10 protein-coding genes are annotated in these 20,615 nt (G+C 47.5%); 7 read left to right on the top strand and 3 right to left on the bottom strand.

The features are described 5' to 3' along the window. The first annotated feature begins 18 nt into the window (after positions 1–18). Positions 19–1,965, top strand: a complete 1,947-nt coding sequence (locus CLV42_RS08325; protein WP_146154341.1) for an ATP-binding protein — start codon at positions 19–21, stop codon at positions 1,963–1,965. Then, positions 1,962–3,836, top strand: coding sequence for a sensor histidine kinase (locus CLV42_RS08320; RefSeq protein ID WP_106601452.1), 1,875 nt, complete (start codon positions 1,962–1,964; stop codon positions 3,834–3,836). Before CLV42_RS08325 ends, CLV42_RS08320 begins: the two co-directional genes overlap by 4 nt. A gap of 44 nt (positions 3,837–3,880) precedes the next feature. Here the strand turns inward: CLV42_RS08320 and CLV42_RS08315 are convergent, their stop codons facing one another. Continuing rightward, positions 3,881–4,879 (bottom strand): beta-ketoacyl-ACP synthase III, encoded by a 999-nt coding sequence (locus CLV42_RS08315; protein WP_106601451.1) that lies wholly within the window; start codon positions 4,877–4,879, stop codon positions 3,881–3,883. 138 nt (positions 4,880–5,017) lie between these two features. On the opposite strand from CLV42_RS08315, the gene ruvA reads away from it, so the two are divergent. From ruvA to CLV42_RS08290, 5 genes are all read left to right on the top strand, one after another. Next, positions 5,018–5,605, top strand: coding sequence for a Holliday junction branch migration protein RuvA (ruvA, locus tag CLV42_RS08310; protein WP_106601450.1), 588 nt, complete (start codon positions 5,018–5,020; stop codon positions 5,603–5,605). Between the two features lie 39 nt (positions 5,606–5,644). Continuing rightward, positions 5,645–12,886, top strand: coding sequence for a T9SS outer membrane translocon Sov/SprA (sov, locus tag CLV42_RS08305; protein ID WP_106601449.1), 7,242 nt, complete (start codon positions 5,645–5,647; stop codon positions 12,884–12,886). Between the two features lie 374 nt (positions 12,887–13,260). Further along, positions 13,261–13,623 carry a hypothetical protein gene (locus CLV42_RS08300; protein ID WP_106601448.1) on the top strand — a complete coding sequence of 121 codons (363 nt, stop codon included), beginning with the start codon at positions 13,261–13,263 and terminating at the stop codon, positions 13,621–13,623. Positions 13,624–13,834: 211 nt separating this feature from the next. Then, positions 13,835–16,117 (top strand): TonB-dependent receptor, encoded by a 2,283-nt coding sequence (locus CLV42_RS08295; protein WP_106601447.1) that lies wholly within the window; start codon positions 13,835–13,837, stop codon positions 16,115–16,117. A gap of 5 nt (positions 16,118–16,122) precedes the next feature. After that, positions 16,123–17,331 (top strand): sialidase family protein, encoded by a 1,209-nt coding sequence (locus tag CLV42_RS08290; RefSeq protein WP_146154340.1) that lies wholly within the window; start codon positions 16,123–16,125, stop codon positions 17,329–17,331. Between the two features lie 464 nt (positions 17,332–17,795). On the opposite strand, the gene CLV42_RS08285 is transcribed toward CLV42_RS08290, so the two are convergent. Continuing rightward, positions 17,796–18,551 carry an SDR family NAD(P)-dependent oxidoreductase gene (locus tag CLV42_RS08285; protein WP_106601445.1) on the bottom strand — a complete coding sequence of 252 codons (756 nt, stop codon included), beginning with the start codon at positions 18,549–18,551 and terminating at the stop codon, positions 17,796–17,798. 9 nt (positions 18,552–18,560) lie between these two features. Beyond that, positions 18,561–20,489 (bottom strand): PKD domain-containing protein, encoded by a 1,929-nt coding sequence (locus CLV42_RS08280; protein WP_106601444.1) that lies wholly within the window; start codon positions 20,487–20,489, stop codon positions 18,561–18,563. Positions 20,490–20,615: the final 126 nt, after the last annotated feature.

Raw genomic sequence — 20,615 nt, 5'->3', positions numbered from 1 at the left:
AACGTACTCATCTACCTCATGATAGTCATTTCCGGGTGTCTTGTCCGGCAGGGAACACTATATGCTCAGAAAAGCGTTATTTCCCGCCTGGAGGTCACCGCGGCAGTGACTACAGACAGCATCCGGTATGTTGATCTCATGAATCAGCTGGCAGGCCAGTACCAGCACCTCCAGCTGGATACCTGTTTCCTTTATCTCAGTAAAGCCCGGGATGTGGCGCAAAGGCAGCAATATATAAGAGGAGAGGCCGCTGCCTACCGTGGCCTGGGAGGCTACTATGCCTACCGGGACAACAGCTACCTTTCTTTCCGCTTTTACATTGATGCGCTCAACCTATACCGGGAGCTGGGAGATAGTGCCGGCATCTGCCAGACCTGTATGCATCTGGGAGTGTATTATCAGTTTGAGAAACAGTTCGAGGAGGCCGGCAGGTACATGAAACGGGCCCTGGATATCAGCAAACACCTTAAAAACGATAGCATCCTTATGGCCCTGCGGGCCAATTATTACTTTATTTATATCAGTAACTTCCGCGCTGGAAGAAGTAGTGACATTGTTGACAGGAAAAGTGCCACCAGGTCGTTGGCTATAGCACGTCAGATGGCCGCCCGGGCGGGTGATGAACGGCTGCTACTCTATACCGGTATGCTGCAGGCGCAGGAACTGATATATAGCAAGACGGCCGAGGCGGAGGGCGTGGCTAAATTGATGGCACTGGTCGCGGAAGCTGAGCGGAAGGGGTACGTGTATCATGCCATGTATGGCTCGTCTCACCTGGCTTCTTACAAGGCCCGTAGTCACCAGGCAGATTCGCTGATCTTTCAGCGACATATGGTGCGGCTGGCATTGGAAGGAGGGTACCGGGAACTGGCGCTGCCGGTGGTGGCAAAACTATTTGCCTGGTACGATAATCATAACAAGAGTGATTCCGCCCGGTTCTATGCCAACGCCATGCTGGATATAATGGAAAAGGAGGAACAAGGCAAAACGCAGGGAGAGCTGGATTATATAGACTATTACATGCAGGAGAAAAAATTGCGTGCCTTACAGCTGCAGCATGATTATCAGCAGCAGCTGCTGGATAGGAAGGGCATGGAAAGTCGTGGCAGGTATGCGGTTATCATTTTTCTGACCATACTGCTGATATTGACGGTATTGTTACTGGTGGATGTAAACCGTTCCCACCGGCGCTCCCGCCGGAATGCCGTCCAGCTGGGAGAAAAGAACCGTGAGATCAGCGAGAAGAACGCATTGTTACGTACCAATGATGATTTTAAGAATAAACTGATCTCCCTCATTGCACATGACTTCCGCGTACCGCTGAATCATATCATAGACATTACCGATCTGCTGAAAGACCAGTCCCTGGCTTATGATGACGCAACGGGTCTGTTCCGGAAACTGGAGACCAAGTCGCAGCAAACCCTGCATATTTTTGACAACATCCTGCGCTGGATCAGGTCGCAGCTGAGCGGTTTCGTATATGCCCCGGCGGTTTGCAAACCCGCAGCGATGTTCCGGGAAGCATTAGAGGTATTGAAAGATGATTACATAGAGAAAGTGTTAACCATACAGTTTGACATTCCGGAGGACCTGCAACTGCTGGCCGACCGGGAAATGCTGCAGTTTGTACACCGGAACCTGTTACACAACGCGGTGAAATTCAGCCCGGTGCAGGGTACGGTGCATGTAAGGGCTGCTGTGGATGGAGATAAGGTCACTATTTCAGTCAGTGATGAGGGAAAAGGAGTGGATCCCGGCGTGTTACATCACCTGTTCGAATACCGCAACAGGGAAAAAGACCGGGGCAGAACAACTGGTGGCGCCGGACTGGCACTCATCATCTGCAAGGATTTTATGGATAAAATGGGAGGCACTATTCATGTAAGCAATAACCCGGAGAGCGGTAGTACCTTCTCCTACACTTTGCCATTTGCAAAGGAGAGCATAACGAGAGAGCAGTGAAAAGAACATGGATACATATCATACCCCTGCTGATTGCCTGCCTGATGGCGGGAAGGCCATCGTTTGCCCAGGATAACGTGATCCGTCAGTTACGGGCCGACCTGTTACGGCAGCCGGATAGTACCCTCTATACGGATGTATTGAACCAGCTGGGCATGCAATATCATCTGAGTAATACTGATAGCTGCTTCTGGTATGCCGTAAAAGCCCGCGACATCGCTTCCAGGCGTAGGGACAATAGAGGGCTGGCCGGCGCCCTGAATAACCTGAGCATTTTTTATGCACTGAAAGCCAATACCAAACAGGCTATCGAATACGGCTTCAAAGCGCTGCTGCTGTATCGCGAGCTGGAAGATCAGCCGAACATCTGCCAGGTATTGATGAATCTCAGTGTGTTTCACGACTTCAGTGGCATGAAACAGGAATCCAATCAATACCTCTACCAGGCCATGGAGCTGGGAAAGACACTGGCACAGGATTCTATTTACAGCTTGGTGCTGATCAATTATGCCCTCCGTTTTGAACCGGACAGCACCCGCCGGGACTCTGTGAAATGGGCATTGGAAAGATCGAAGGAGATTATCCGCAAGTATCCCGGCAGCCGGGAAATCTACTATATACAGGCATTGGAGGCTGATGGATGGATGAAGGAAGGAGAAGGGGCAAAGGCCGTGCAAAGGATCAATGAGCTGGCGGACAAGGCGATGAAGGAAGGTCTGGTGGTAGTGGCTATTGACATGCTGGATCATATTGACACATATAGGCAGAACGGCTATCCGGCCGATGCCATACCGGCTAAGGAAAAGGCATTTGCCATAGGTAGCCGGGCGGGGTATCTGAATATGATGCTGCCGACTATTGCGAGCCTGTACCGCTATTATGCTAACAGCAACAACGAAGCGAAAAAGGCTTACTATGGCCGGGCGCTGTGGGAACTGGTGAGAAAGCGGCTGGAACTGAAATCCAGCAATTATATGAACTACCTGGATTATTTCCTGAAGGAACAGGAGCTGAATGAATGGCAACTGAGCAACCGGGTACAGGAGCAAAAGATCAACAAGGCCAATATGAAGCGGAAGAGCCGTCAGCAGCTGATCGGGTTTATGGTGGGCGTGTTGCTGCTGATGGGAGGTTTTACCTATGCCCGCTACCGGTCTTATAAGGAACTACGCCGGCAGGAGCGTTTACTGCGGGAAATGAACGACGCCATTTCTGAAAAGAACCAGCAGCTGAGTATCCATGACGACTTCAAAAATAAGCTGATCGCTATTCTGGCGCGGGATTTCCGGGAGCCATTGAATAATATTATCCGGGTATCGGCCATGTTCAGAAATAAGGATATGGACCAGGCCTCCCTGCAACTGATCATTGATGAAGCCGTTGTCTCTTCCCGCAAAACACTCGTTATTTTCGATAATATCCTGCGCTGGATAAAATCCCAGCTCTCAGGTTTTGTCTACAATCCCGCTCCCTGTGATCTTTTACTGCTTTTTGAACAGGCTACGCATTATGTTGATCAGCGGCGGATAAAGCTGGATATCCCTTCCGGATTATACCTGGCGGGCGATCAGGAGATGTTGCTGTTCATTAACCGCAGCCTGTTACATTGCGCAACAAAGCTGTCACCAGGAGAGAAGCCAATCGTAGTGCGTGCTGTACAGGAGGAACTGGTAAGGGTGGAGGTGATATGTACCGTAAGCGTTTTTACTCCGCAGATGGCGGCTCACTTGTTTGAATACAGAAGAGGGGATGATATGTCGGTAACGTTGGTGATCTGTAAGGACTTCATGGACAAAATGGGAGGACATATCAGTGCAGATGTACAGGGAGTGCAACTGAGGCTGGGGTATAGTCTGCCTTCATTCAATTAGGTCAGGAATTAAGAATGCTCAGTTCCTAATTCCTGACCGTTTAATTATTTCGGATCGTAGGCCCACTTCAGATAGCTGGCGCCCCAGGTAAATCCACCGCCAAAGGCAGCCAGTACCAGGTTGTCACCTTTCTTCAGTTGACTTTCGTAATCCCAGAGGCAAAGTGGCAAAGTACCTGCGGTAGTATTACCATATCGCTGAATGTTCATCATGATCTTCTCTTCCGGCAGACCCATACGGGCAGCGGTAGCGTCGATGATACGCTTGTTGGCCTGGTGAGGTACCAGCCATGCTATGTCATCGGATGTCAGGTTGTTACGCTTCATGACGTCGTGTGCTGCCTCTGCCATGTTAGCTACAGCATATTTGAACACCATTTTACCTTCCTGGTATACGTAGTGCTCCCTGTTGGTCACACTCTCGATACTGGCAGGCTGTGCAGAGCCACCGGCTTTCATGTGCAGGTATTCACGGCCATGACCATCGCTTTTCAGGATGCTGTCAATCACGCCCAGGCCTTCGGTATTAGGTTCCAGTAACACACCTGCGCCGCCGTCGCCGAAGATGATACAGGTAGTACGGTCAGTATAGTCAATGATAGAGCTCATTTTGTCAGCTCCGATCACCATTACTTTCTTATAGCGTCCGCTTTCAATGAAACGGGCACCTGTATCGAGTGCATACAGGAAACCGGAACAAGCGGCACCAATATCAAAGCCAAAGGCATTTTTAGCTCCTATTTTATCAGTTACGATGTTGGCGGTAGCCGGAAACACCATGTCTGGTGTAACAGTGGCTACAATCAGCAGGTCGATCTCTTCCGGGCTGATCCCTCTTTTACGGCATATTTCCTGTGCCACGGGTACACATAACTCAGAGGTTCCCTTACGCTCTCCCTTCAGGATTCTTCTTTCCTTAATCCCGGTGCGGGTGATGATCCATTCGTCTGTTGTATCTACCAGTGTTTCCAGTTCTTTATTAGTGAGCACGTAGTCAGGTACATAACCACCTACCGCTGTAATAGCGGCCGTTATTTTGTTCATATTAATAAAATAGATGTTTTAAACGAGGCGTAAAAATACATAAGAATTTGTAAATGTAAGTATAAGGTTACTTACTGCCCTGTTCTTGCTAAATTTTTACTAGGTTTGCCGAACATTAGAAACATTTTATCTTCCTGTATGATTGCTTACCTCAACGGAAAACTGTCCTATAAATCCCCTGCGTTAGTATATATTGATGTTCAAGGGGTTGGGTACGAAGTGCAGATCAGTCTGAATACCTATTCCCGCATACAGGGACTGGAAAATTGCAAATTGCTGACGTATCTGCATATCAAGGAGGATGCCCATACACTGTATGGTTTTTTTGACGAAGCGGAACGTCATATGTTCCTCCTGCTGATCGGTGTCTCCGGAATAGGCGCCAATACCGCCCGGATGATGCTATCTTCCCTGCAACCTGAAGATATTCAACGGGCTATCGCCATGGAGAACGAAAAAATGCTTGAAAGTATAAAAGGGATCGGTGCTAAGACGGCAAAACGGGTCATTCTGGAATTAAAGGATAAAATCAGTAAGACGAAAGATACCGGTCACCAAATATCTGTAACACCAAACAATACAATTCAGGAAGACGCGTTAAATGCATTAGTCACTTTAGGAATTGCCAGAAATGTGGCCGAACAAGCGATCAATAAAGTACTAAAAGCTGAACCACTATTGCAAGACCTCGAAGCGCTTATTAAAAAGTCGCTGAAAGGTCTATAATTTATTTATTACCCTGACCTCTATAAAAACCTATTTCTCTTGTCAAGAAAGACATATTATGGTGCTATTGCAGTAATAGGAGTTGTTTCTTTATTTATTTTTGATACTGCGGCAAGGAATCGTTCGGGTTATACTAACAACTATACTAAGACATACTGGCCACCAGACTTCGTCACACCAGCAGCGGCAGATACCGTTAAAAAGGACACGCTGAAGTTTCCGATAAAAGACCGTTATGGTACCAGTATTACAGATCCTGTCAAGAATCAGATAGATTTAAAAGATCCTGCAGGTTTATCCCGTACTGTTGATTATGATCCCGTAACCAGGCAATATACAGTAACAGAAAAGATTGGCGACCACTACTACCGCAATCCAACCTATCTCAGCTTCGACGAATTTTATAAACTCCAGTCTGCTAAAAGTGAGGAGGACTACTGGAAAAAAAGAGCCAGTACCCTCGGATCTCTAAACCAGAAAGGAGACGGACCCGAATTGTACAAAGGCAGCAAACTGTTTGACAGGATATTCGGTGGTAACAAAGTGGATATCAAACCTCAGGGTAGCCTCGAACTGACCTTCGGTTATGAAGGCCAGAACATTAAAAATCCCGTACTCACAGAACAGGCCCGTAAAACGGGAGGTTTCGCATTTGATATGAATATCAATATGAACCTGACCGGTAAGATAGGGGACAAGCTGAAACTGATCACCAATTTCAATACACAGTCTACTTTCGACTTCGAAAACCAGATCAAACTGGAATATACCGGCTACGACGATGAGATCATTAAAAAGATCGAGGCTGGTAACGTGAGTTTCCCCCTGCGTAGCTCGCTGATATCGGGGGTACAGTCCCTCTTTGGTATCAAAACCCAGCTGCAGTTTGGCCGTCTAACGGTAACCTCTGTACTGTCTAACCAGAAATCACAGAAACAAAACCTGTTGATCAAAGGCGGAACCCAGGTACAGGACTTCACCCTGAAAGCGGACGAATACGAAGACAACCGCCACTTCCTGCTCGGTCAGTTCTTCCGCGATACGTTCAATAATGCGGTCGCTAACCTGCCGATCATCCAGTCGCTGGCATACGTGAACAGGATCGAAGTATGGGTAACGAATAAAACCGGCGCTACTACCAATGCAAGAGATATCGTCGGTCTGATGGACCTTGGTGAGTACGATCCTTATAACCAGGCTTATAAAGTACAAAATAGTTCCAGGCTCACTGATAACAGGGCCAATACGCTCTACTCCACGGTTATTTCTGACCCCGCGAGCCGTTACACGGGAACGGTCGTCAGCCGGTTACGAAGTCTGAATATTGAACCCGTCCAGCAATACGAAAAGACTTTCGCCCGAAAACTGGACTCAACAGAATATACCCTCAACAGACAGTTAGGCTTCATCTCGCTCAATCAACAATTGCAGGCGGATGAAGTTTTGGCCGTTGCATACCAATATACTTATAACGGCCGTGTGTACACAGTGGGTGAATTCTCACAGGATATTCCGCCAGATCAGAATAACAGCGCCAACCAGCGTATCCTGTTCCTGAAATTGCTGAAAGCGACTTCCGCACGTCCGAACCTGCCTGTCTGGGACCTGATGATGAAGAACATCTATTCCACAGGTGCTTACCAGATCAATAGGGCTGACTTCAAACTGGATGTTTATTATAAAGATCCCGGTACAGAAACCCGTGCACCGAGCGATAAACGTTATCTGCCGGATGCCCAGGGTATATGGGAGGGCGCTCCGCTCATTACCATCCTGAACCTGGACAGGCTGAACAACCAGAATGACCCGCAGCCGGATGGTATGTTTGACTATGTGGAAGGGTATACTATCAATTCCCAGACCGGACGTATCATGTTCCCGCAACTGGAACCATTTGCCCAGGGTATCAAAAAAGCTTTCGGCGGAAATGCTGCCCTGGAACGGCAGTATCTGTACAAGGTGCTGTATGACTCCATTAAGGTGGTGGCGCAGCAGTTCCCGCAACTGAACCGCTATGTCCTGAAAGGTTCCTATAAGTCTGCTAACTCATCTGAAATACAGCTGGGTGGCTATAATATCCCACCGGGTTCTGTAACGGTAACGGCCGGCGGACAGCAACTGCGTGAGAATGTGGACTTTATCATCGACTATAACCTGGGTCGTATCAAGATCATCAACGCAGGTATCATGAATTCCGGCGTGGCTATCAACGTGCAGTTTGAGAACAATGCGGCCTTTGGCACCCAGGTGAGGAACTACTTTGGTACCCGCTTTGATTATGCGGTGAACGATAACCTGACCCTGGGATCTACCATCGCCAGGATGAGTGAACGTCCTTATTACCAGAAAGTGAACTACGGTGAAGACCCTATCAAGAACACCGTGGTAGGCTTCGATGTAAACTATAACTCCCAGTGGAAAGGATTGACCCGTTTCCTGAACAAACTGCCTAATTACCAGAGCAATACGCCTTCCAATATCATGTTCACCGGTGAGGTGGCCAAGTTATTCCCCGGCCACAGCAAACTGGTAAACGCCGCAGGTACCGGTCAGGGACAGGTCTTTATTGACGATTTCGAAGGTTCCCAGAGTGGTTATGACCTGAAGTTCCCGGCTACTGCCTGGGCACTGGCATCTACACCAAAAGATGCAGTTGACAGCGCCAACCACCTGTTGTTCCCGAATGCAGACAAATCCAATGATCTGGCATATGGCCATGACAGGGCAAGACTGGCATGGTATATCATCGAACCTACGCTGCAGATCCCTAAATCTCCGTCATTACCGGATGGTATCAGCACTGATGACCAATCAGATCCGCGTGTGCGCCTGGTATATCAGAAAGAAGTATTTGCCAACCGTTCTACCGATTTCGGTCAAAGCCAGTTAAGCACACTTGACCTGGCCTATTATCCGAAGGAAAGAGGTCCGTATAACTTTATTACCGCCAGGGATAGTGTAGATGCTAATGGTCACCTGACCCATCCTGAAAAGGCATGGGGTGGTATCATGCGCGCTATCGACAACAGTGACTTTCAGACACAGAATGTTGAGTTTATCGAATTCTGGATCCAGGATCCTTTTATTAAAGAGCCGAACAGCACCGGTGGTCAATTGTATTTTAACCTCGGTAACGTGTCAGAGGATATCCTGAAAGATTCCCGCAAGTTCTTTGAGAACGGGTTACCTAATCCGAATACAGACCAGAATAAAACAGATTCTACCATCTGGGGCCGTATTCCGAAATTCCAGCAGCAGATCACCCAGGCATTTGATAATGACCCGGCGATCCGCCGTTACCAGGATGTAGGTTATGATGGATTACAGAGCGCCGATGAAAAGACCTTCCGTAAATCATATCTTGATGAGCTGGCGAGGAACTTCGGACCAACTTCCGCCATTTACCAGCAGGCAGAGGCAGACCCATCCAACGATGATTACGTACACTACAGAAGTGCGAAGGGAGGGATACTGGAACGATACAAACTGTACAGCAATCCGGAGGGTAACTCACCAGTTTCACAGAATACTACTTACTCCACTGCAGCTACCAATATTCCTGAATCGGAAGACCTGAACAGGGATAATACGCTGAATGAAACAGAGGAATATTTCCAGTACCGTGTGAACCTGCGTCCAAACATGGCGGTAGGTACCAACTTCATTGTGGACAAGATACCTGCGGAAGTAACATTGGCAAATGGTAATAAGACAATTGAAAACTGGTACCAGTTCAAGGTGCCGATCAGCAGTTTTAATGCGAAAATCGGTAGCATCCCAGACTTCAAGTCCATCCGTTTCATGCGTATGTTCCTGACAGGATTCAAGGATACGGTAGTAGTACGTTTCGCCAAACTGCAGCTGGTACGTAACCAATGGCGTCAATATGACTACAAACTGCAACCGGGTGATCCTGTTCCAAACGATGGAGAAACTACTTTCAATACTTCTGCTGTAAATATCGAAGAAAACTCCTCCCGTAAGCCGATCCCTTATACGCTGCCTCCGGGAGTGGTGCGTCAGAATACCGTGAGTACCAACAGCACCGTGCTGCAGTTGAACGAACAGGCGATGTCTCTGCAGGTGTGCAAACTGGCTGATGGAGATACCCGCGGCGTGTCAAAGAACCTGAACATGGACCTGCGTCAATACAAACATATCCAGATGTACCTGCACGCAGAAGCATCCGACGATCCTAACGGACTGAAAGATGGCGACCTGCGCGCTATCATCCGTATGGGTAGTGACTTTGTGGAAAACTACTACGAATATCAGATACCACTGAAGGTGACCAGCTGGGGCGGCTCTCATACCGCTTATGACATCTGGCCGGAAGTGAACGATATGGACCTGTTGATGAGCAAACTGACCCAGTTGAAACAGCAGCGTAACCAGTGTGATACCTGCTCTCCTTTAAGACCATATACCCAGAAGGATGAAAAAGGCAACTATTTGAGCGTAATTGGTAATCCGAACCTGGGGGATGTAAGAACGATCATGCTGGGTGTAACCAACCCTAAAAATGATGGTCTGCCAAAATGTGGTGAGGTATGGTTTAATGAATTACGCCTCTCCGGTCTCGATGAAAAAGGCGGTTATGCCGGTATGGGCCGTGTAGATATGCAACTGGCTGATCTGGGTACTGTCAGCGTGTCGGGTAACATGCACACCGCAGGTTTTGGTAACCTTGATCAGCGTGTGAATGAACGCTTCCGTGATAACTACCTGCAGTACGACGCCGCCGCTAACCTCGACCTGGGAAAACTGTTGCCGAAGAAAGCCAGTCTCTCCATTCCAGTTTACGCCGGTTATTCACGGGCAGTCAGCAGACCGGAATACGATCCATACGATCTGGACATCAAACTGAAGGATAAGTTAAGAATGGCCCGCAGTGCGTATGAACGTGATTCCATCCGCAAAGCGGCTGAAGATTTCACCGCTATCAAGAGTCTCAACTTCACGAACGTGCGCCGAATGAACCTGAACAGGAAGAAGAACCACCTCTGGGATATTGAGAACTTTGATATCAGTTATTCTTATACACAAACCTCCAGTCATAGTCCGATCATTCAAAGTGACGAGCTGACGAAACATCGTGGCGGCCTGGGATATACCTTTACCGGTCAAAGTAAGTTCATTACGCCATTCAAGAAATTGTTCAAGGCGAGAACGCCATGGCTGGACCTGATCCGTGACTTCAACTTCAACTATATACCATCGCTCATTAGTTTCAGGATGGACATCACCCGCCAGTTCGGTGCTACCCGTATCCGTAACGTGGGAGGAGATGGTACGTATAAACTACCGGAGACTTTTAACAAGTACTTCACCTTCGACCGGTACTATGGCCTGAAGTGGGACCTGTCAAAGAGTCTCAGTATTGACTTCAATGCAGTAAACAACGCCCGTATTGACGAGCCGAGAGGCCGCCTGGATACCAAGGAGAAGAAAGACAGTGTATGGAACAATTTCTTCAAACTGGGCAGAACCACCAATTACTATCATACAGCCAACATTACTTATACACTACCGATGGGCAAGCTGCCTTTGCTGAACTGGACAAGCATCGCCATCGGGTATTCAACTGACTACCGCTGGACGGGTGCTTCCCTGCTGGCAAAGTATCTGGGTAATGCCATTGAGAACTCCAATCAGAAAACGTTGGTCGCGGAGTTCAAGTTCTCGGAGCTGTATAGTAAATCGGCCTTCCTGCGTGCCATCACGGGGGTACAACAGAAGAAGAAGCCACAACCTAATAATAACAACAGACCTGGTACGGCAGGCAATCAGCCGAATAAAAAACAACCTGCCAAGCAGGACAACAATCCGGAAATATCGCCTATCCTGAAAGCAGTGCTGAAACCGTTGTTGTCACTGAAACGAGTTAGTGTAGACTATTCTGAAAATGGCGGTACCCGCTTACCAGGTTATATCGACAGTACCAAAATACTGGGTATGAACTGGGCCAGCTGGGCGCCGGGTGTACCATTCGTGTTTGGTAAACAACCTGATAAGGCATGGCTGGACAACTTTGCGAAGAAAGGACTCGTTACACCTGACACTACTTTCAACATCCAGTTCCAGCAGCAATTCACACAGCGCTGGCAGATACAGGCACAATTGGAACCAGCGAATGATCTCCGGATCGATCTGAGTATGACCAAGTCATTTACCAAGACGCATACGGAGTTGTTCAAGAACCTGTCTGATTCCGGTTTCCAGCACCTGAGCCCTTATGACGCGGGTGGATTTGAGATCTCTTATATGGCTATCAAAACCATCTTCGGCGGTATTGATGCAGAATCAGGTACTACCAAAACCTTCAGGGATTTTGAGCGTTACCGTCAGACGATCTCCAACCGCCTGGGAGCGGCGAACCCATACAACAGCGATCCAGGTGTGCCGACCAACAACCCGAAAGATCCGACTTACCGCTATGGCTACGGCCGTTATGCACAGGATGTACTGGTACCAGCATTCCTGGCAGCATATACCGGTAAGGATCCTGAGAAGATCGGCCTGCTGAAAAACGCCGGCTTATCCAATGTGCGCAGCAATCCATTCAGTAACTATATCCCTCGCCCGAACTGGCGTGTGGCTTATAACGGATTGACAAAACTGGAACCATTCAAATCCATCTTCACCAACGTATCGCTCACACATGCTTACGTAGGTAACCTGAGCATGAGCTCTTATAACTCAGCGTTGCTGTATGAAGATCCGCGTCTGGCTGGTTATCCGGGATTTGTGGACACCGTATCGGGCAACTATATTCCATACTTCCTGATACCAAACATCACGATGACCGAACAATTCGCGCCATTGCTGGGTATAGATGTGACCTTCACCAATAGCCTGAACCTGCGTGTGGAATTCAAGAAGAACCGTTCACTCAGTCTCAGTCTGATCGACTACCAGCTGACGGAGCTCCGTTCTACAGAGCTGACCCTGGGAGGTAGTTACCGTCTGCGTAACGTAAAATTCGCGTTCCTTGGACAGCCTCAGGATGGCAAGAAGGTGCAGAATGACATGAACTTCAGGCTGGATATGAGCTTCCGTGATGACCGAACGGTGAATAACAGGTTGGATGCTGACCTGGTGATCCCGACGAGTGGTCAGAAAGTGATCGGTATCTCGCCGTCCATTGACTACGTGTTGAACAACCGTCTGAACCTGCGTTTCTTCTACGACCGCAGGCAAACCATACCTGTTATTTCCACGGCATATCCGATCACCAGTACGCGAGGCGGATTGACATTGAGATTTATGCTGGCACAATAACAGCGTTTCAATATTATTTTCAGAAGGGGTGTCTCAAACAGAGGCGCCCCTTTCTGTTTTTATGCCCCTGGTACTTTGGTGACCATATACTCTCGGTCAAGTACCGCTTAGATACCTCTTATCCTCCCTTAATCCTCCCTTCTAAAGGGAGGATTAAGGGAGGATAAGAGGTATCTAAGCGGCAAAGAAGGGGCATATGAACAGGATATGACTTGCATATGATCAGGATATTCCTCCGTTTTTAACGGAAGAAGAACGGAGGAATATCCTGATCATATGCAACTTTGGAGCAACCCGGAAGGAAACTAGGATCTCCCGGGAACATGATATAAATCATTTGAAATTGGTGGATTGATGACCTATTTTTGCAGCCAATGAGATACTTTTTCGTCATATCAGTATTCCTGGGCCTGCTGTTGCAAAACTTCAGCCAGGTAGTGATTATGGTGAAGTATAAGATCGATCAGGCATATATCGCACGTGTATTGTGCGAAAACAGGGATAAACCTGATATGCACTGTAATGGTAAATGTTATCTCAGGAAGAAGCTGCGCCAGGATGAACAACAGCAGCAAAATGGCACTACAGGCAAGGAAAAGTATGAAGTGTCTTTTGTAAATGCGCTGCAGGAGTTTGATTTTACCCCGATAGCACCTTCTTCAAAACTCATCGTCTATTATCAGGATCCTGAACTGCATACTCCTTTATTCTCTTTCTTTCACCCACCTCAGGCATAAGTACCACCACAAGTACAGCACATTTATTGTGATGCAATTTCATATGAGTTGATGACACGGCATGCAGCTGTGGTCAATCTCATTGATCAGTTATTCCTTCTATTTACCATTTGAAAACTATTGCCCATGAAGGCAATTGTACAGGCAGTGATATTATATCACCTGTCATGCAGTTGCATGCCCTATTGCGGCAATTGAACTTATTGCACCCATGAGATATTTAATACTGATAATAACAGGAGTATTGTTTTTTGTACAATCACATGCGCAGATGCAGGGCCGTGTGATTGACGCGCAGACAGGAGAAGTATTGCCAGGCGTAACCGTGCAGCTGATGCATGCAGACAAAGGTTGTCTGACCGATGCCGCCGGACGTTTTGCGCTGCAGAGCAACAAAGCGGATGATTCTATCAAGGTATCTTTTGTAGGATATCGGCCACAAAAACTGGCAGTAAAGACACAGGAACCATTCATTGTTTCGCTGACGCCTGACATTGCCAGCCTGAATGAAATAATAGTTACCACCAGCCGCGACAAACAATCCCGTACAGATGCACCAGTGGCCATCAGTACCATCTCCACACAGGAGATGAGGGATACAAAGGCTACTTCCCTGGAACAGTTGCTGAATAAGGTCAGCGGGGTATACATGGTAGACCTGGGCAATGAACAGCATACCATGGCAATCAGACAGCCGATTGGTTACAAGAGTTTGTTCCTTTACCTGGAAGATGGTATTCCTATCCGCACGATCGGCGACTTTAATCACAATGCGCTGATCGAAATCAATATGGCGGCATTGCGGAATATTGAAGTCGTGAGAGGACCCGCATCTTCCTTATATGGTAGTGAAGCGGTAGGAGGAGCAGTCAATTTTATTACTACAGCGCCATCCCTGAAACCTACCGCCAGGATTCAGGCAGAGATCAGTGACAGGGGATATAAGCGTACTGATTTCAACGCTTCCAGCACATTTAACAAAGTAGGTATCAGCTTCGGCGGTTATTATGCAGATCAGCGCAATGGTTACATGGACCACAGCGATTTCCATAAACTGGCTTTTACATTGCGGGCAGATTACCAGATCAATGAACGGACGAAATGGATTAACTCAGCTACACTGACCGACTATTATACCGACCAGGTGGGAGGATTGGATAGCGCTCACTTTTACGGAAAAGATTACCGCAATTTCCAGACGTTCTCTTATCGTAAGGTCAATGCATTCCGCTACAGAAGTACATTGGAACATAACTGGAGCAGCACCGACAGAACTACGGTGACTGCATTCTTCCGCAATAACAGCATCGGACAGAATCCATTTTATGCCATTAAAAACAACTTACAGAATCCGCTGAAAGCTACCGGAGAGATCAATGATGACAGCTTTAACAGCTACGGATTGATCATACAACATAAGAAACAATTCCCCTGGCGACATGCATCTTTAATTGCAGGTGTGAGCGCCGATTACAGCCCTGCTGCTTATTATTCAGAGTTTATAGATATCACCCGCGATGCCGCAGGTTATTATACAGGTTACACAAAAAGAGATTCATTACTGACAGATTATAATGTAGGTCTGCTGAATACCGCTGCCTATGCACAGTTTGATATGGAACTGCTGCGTGGCATGAAACTGGTAGCAGCGCTCCGTTACGACAGGATGGATTATGATTTTGATAATCATCTTACACCTTCTGCTTTCACAGGTGCTCCTGATGATCGTAACAACTTCAATGCACTGACACCAAAAGTTGGACTGACATACGACTTCGGTATGAACCGCGGATTATACGCCAATTACAGTGTTGGTTTTGCACCGCCTAATATCTCTGAACTATACAGAGGTGTGAAAGTACCGGTGCTGGAGCCTGCTACTTATCGCAACTATGAAGCAGGCGGTTGGTTTGGATTCGCGAATGACAAAGGTTATGTGGATATAGGTGTATATAACATGCAGGGTACAAATGAGATCATCAGTGTGAAACTGGATGATGGCTCTTATGAAAACCGTAATACAGGTCGTACTACACACCGAGGAATAGAATGGAATGTGCGTTATGCACCACTACGTTCAGTATGGATCCGTTGCAGCGGTCAATATGCGGAACACTTTTTCAATCGGTATGTGGAGAAAGGCGTGAGCTATAATGATAACCAGATGGGTGGTGCACCTAAGGTGATCACGAATACAGAGATCACCTGGAAACCTGCATTCCTTCACGGTTTCCGTCTGGCAGGTGAATGGCAGCACGTAAGCCGTTATTATATGGATCCGCAGAATACACGGTACTACGGTGGGTATGATCTGTTGAACTTCCGCACTGGTTACAGCTGGCAGAAATTCGAGTGCTGGCTGAACTGTCGCAATGCTGCGGATGCGATCTATGCTACTACTGCAGAGAAAACAACTTACAGCACTACTTACAGACCAGGACCGAAACGTACTTTCAACATAGGCGTTGCTTATACATTTAATGGTAAAAACTAATGACGATGGGGATAAGACAATGGATGATATTATTGACGATGTGCACTGTCGCGTGTAACAGTCAGGAGAAGAAGATACAGGTATTGTCGCATGCTGCGCAGGATGCTTCATGTCCATATCTGACAACTACTGCCGATGGTAAAACAGTGATCAGTTGGGTAGAGGCTTCAGCCGGCGCTGATACAGGCACATTGTATTATGCAGTATCTGACGATAAGGGGAAAACATTTTCTACTCCGCAACAGGTACCTACCGCCAATGGCATATTACCGCATGCGGAGAACATGCCTAAAATGGTATTTAAGCCCGATGGAGAGATCATTGCTATCTACGGAGTAGAACAGAACGACCCACGTAACAAATACGCAGGAAGGGTATTTTATACGCGTTCTTTGAACGGTGGAAAAAACTGGTTGCCTGCACAAGCGCTGGTAACAGATACGGGCAGTTATGATCAGCGGTATTTTGATATCGCCTTATTACCTGATGGTGAAGCAGCTGCTATCTGGCTTGATAACAGGAAAGATGTGGATGCAGAAGGTTCGTCTCTCTACTTTGCTGTTACCGCAGGTCATGATGGTTTTAAACAGGAGAAGTCATTGGCGGAAACAGTTTGTCAATGTTGCAGAACAGATCTTTATACCGATGGAGATGGTGGTATCCATATCGCTTTCAGGGATATTATCAATGATTCTATCCGCGATATGGTACACATGGTATCTACAGACAGAGGCGCTTCTTTTTCGACCATGAACAGGATCAGTGCTGATAACTGGGTAGTGAGAGGTTGTCCGCATACGGGGCCAGCGATGGTGAAGAACAAAGACGGAATGCACTTTACCTGGTTTACGATGGGAGGAGGAGAAGGGGTGTATTATTGCCAGTCGGCGGATAATGGTCAGACTTATACCCATAAGCAGAAGGTAAGTTCTGTACCACTTGCCAAACATCCGCAAATCACAGCGTTGGCAGACAATAAGATCATGCTGGTGTGGGATGAACCGGTAAAGGTGAAGAATGCGTTTAACAGCCGTGTCGGTTTTCAGTTGAGGGATGGCGCAGGGAAGGTGCTGGATACAGGATTATTGACGCCTGATTCGGTGTATGCGAGTTATCCGGTGATAAAGGGATTGGATGGGAATACGGTGTTGGTGGCGTATACGCAAAGGGAAGGGGAGTTGCAGCGGGTGTGTTGTATGCGGATGAGTGAATAAGGACTTCATAAACAAAGGCGAATGATACAGCTATGAAGAATGAAGCAGCCTTAATAAATCAATAATACCGCATAAAAAAATCCCGCCGGCTTACACCGGCGGGATTAGATTCATTTCTCAGTAACTAAAAGCTCCGGCCCAATCCTGGCGAGTTGCCCAGCGACCGTAGTTATTTCTCTTAGTTCTGTCGGAGTAGAAGCGCCATTCTGCTTTCCACCTGGGATAGTAAAGGCGCAACAAATACAGTGTTGCAAATGTAAGCATAGGGATATGGTTTTTTAGGATAGATAGTCGGCATCATCAAAACGTTAAAATAGTTAGTTAGTGTCACCTCCGCGTGGAGGTATAAAGCAGCACTCCTCAATTACTTACAGCACACTTGGTCCTCATATACGTTAATTGTTTCAAATATAAATACAAATAGCTTTATTCGAAATAACATCTAAGTGTTATATGAGCATTTTTTACTCTTTATCAAAGTAATATGCGTTCGCCTGCTGTACACAAGTCATCACCAGATCGTTGATGCATACATGTGGGGGTAGGGTAGCGCAATAGTAGATGGTATCTGCTACATCTTCGCCTGTCAGCGGCTGGAAGCCTTTATAGAAGTTATCCGCCTTTTCCTTGTCGCCTTTAAAACGTACTTCTGAAAACTCGGTAACTGCTGCTCCGGGATGTACGGCCGTTACTTTAATACGGTGGGGAAGCAGGTCAATACGCATGCCCTGTGAGATGGAATCTACGGCAGCTTTGGTGGCGCAGTATACATGTCCTTTGGCATAGACCTGCTTGGCGGCAGTAGAGCCCAGGTTAATGATATGCCCTTTACGCTGTGCCTTCAGCCAGGGGATCACCACTTTGGATACATAGAGCAGCCCTTTTATGTTGGTGTCGATCATAGTGTCCCAATTGGATACATCATCGTCTTCAATGGAGCTCATGCCAAGGGCCAGGCCGGCGTTATTGATAAGGATGCTGACAGCCTTCCAGTTGTCAGGTATATTACCAAGGACGGTATTAACCGCCTGCTGATCTCTTACATCAAAACAAAGGGGGAGTACGGCAATCTTGTGTTCCTGCTGCAGCTGTTCCTGTAATGCTGTTAATCTTTCCTGTCTTCTTCCGGTGATAATTAAATCATACCCATTCGCTGCGAACTTCTTTGCGCACGCTTCACCAAAGCCAGACGTAGCTCCGGTAATTAAAACTATTGCCATAATCCGATTTTATTTCACCAAAGTTACAGTGCCTTTCTTTAAAATGCTTTTACCGGTTAAATCTTTTCCGGCCAATATCCAGATATAGGTGTCTACTGGTGCAGGCATGCCTTTGATGGTACCGTCCCATCCCTGGCGGAAGTCGGTGGAAGAATACACTTCCTGTCCCCAGCGATTGAAGATGCGGAAGTATTCGTATTCCGTGATCCCTACGGGGATAAAGCGGAAACGGTCGTTCTGTCCATCGCCATTGGGGCTGAAGGCGGTGGGGATATATACTTCCGGACCAACGTAATACTTCACGTTGATGGAGTCATAGCCGAAACACCCCTGGGAATTGGAGACTTTCAGGAGATAAGTGATGTCCCTGTTACCGCTGGCAACAGGATTCGCAACATTGATATTGTTTAAACCGTCGGGTGGCGACCAGGCATAGAATTCCCCTCCTGTGGCATTCAGTTGCAGGGATTGCCCTTTGGCAAGGATGGTATCATTGCCAGCGAACGGATTCACCTCGTAAACGGTGATCTCCTTCGAGATGGTTGCACTGCACGATCGGTCGGTAAGCAGGGAGAGGGTGACTGTATACTTGCCTCCGTCGTGGTAGATATAATTGAGTTGAGTGCTGACAGCACTGGTTGGCTGTGGCGCATCCGGTATACCAATATCCCAGCGTCTGCTGGTAATTTTGCCATAGGTATAGGAAGAAATATCGTTGAAGAGGATCGGTTCTCCACGACAGAGACCCTGTACTGTAAAATCGGCGTTTAAGCCCGGATAATTGTGCACAAAGCCGGTTACACTATCCGTACAGGAGAGGCCCCGGTTTACGACCAGTTTCAGCTCGTAAACGCCCGTATCGGGGTACAGGTGATTGAAGACAGTCTTGTCGAAGGTAATAGTGTCTGTACCGTCGCCAAAATCCCAATAGTAGCTGGAGGTAAAACCTGCATTGCTGTAGTTGGGGATGGTCACACTCAGTTCAGGACTGGCCACACAATTCATCAGTACAGAAGGGAAGCCGGCCTGGATATTGGTCTTACAGTTGAAGACCGTCAACAGCAGATCTTTCTGGTGAGTGCCCAACAATATTTTGGTACGGCGATCATATTCACTTACGCAAACGGAGATCACGTACTTACCTTCACGGTTAGGCGTACCTCTGAGTATGCCATGATTGTCTATAGATATCTGGGGGGCGCCCCCCATGGGATTAGCCCCCGAATATGGGGTGACATAATTGACGATGGAATTGTAGGGTGGTGGATTGGAGCCTACACCTTCGCTGCGTGTAGAGCCACCTGTAAGCGCATTACACAGGTTGTAGGTAAGGCTGTCCCCATCAGGGTCGTAGGCGGAATAGTCAAAGGTAAAAGGCAGGCTGTTACAAATGACGATCGCACCGTCGTGTTTAAAATAGACGCTGCTGTTGGTAGGCCTTTTTTCCGAACCTGGGATGACGGTATAAAAGGTAGACCCTTCATGTTCTGAATCGTAGATATTGGCCAGCTTTTCCCCGCGGCAGCAACGCTGATAGGTAACGTAATATCCTCCGTAGCTGGCTGGCAGTTCCACCGTATCGCGGTAATAGGCTACTTCCAGGTTTTGTGTACGGGGAGCCAGGCAGGGATTTTTAAGCGTATCGCGCAGCGGTTTCGTTTCGCGGATATACAACTGCCGGGCGTTCATAACACGGAAACCGCTGGCATTATAGATATTGACAGGAACAGGATTCTCGAAATGATCGAGACATCCCTGTATGGGGCCACATGTAAAATCGGCATCCCTGTATAGCTTGAGGACGATCTCGTACCTGAATATCCCATCCCCTGCAGTGCCGAGGTACGCATAGTAAATTTCGCCGCCAATTATATGGTAAGCATCTGCTCTAACGTGGACAAAGGTGCAGCAAATAGCCAGAATAAGGAACCTGTACATTCAAAGGGGCGCGTAACTGTAAAATGACTTTCGTATAGGAATTTACAAAAAAATCCACCGTTAATAAAATCATTTTTTCCAGTGTTCATGCGACTTTGGAAGTACCTGTACAGTAGTTCATTACAG

The organism is Chitinophaga ginsengisoli (assembly GCF_003014595.1).
In the GTDB taxonomy this organism is placed as follows: Bacteria; Bacteroidota; Bacteroidia; order Chitinophagales; family Chitinophagaceae; genus Chitinophaga; species Chitinophaga ginsengisoli.
This window is presented reverse-complemented; position numbering and strand designations above follow the sequence as displayed.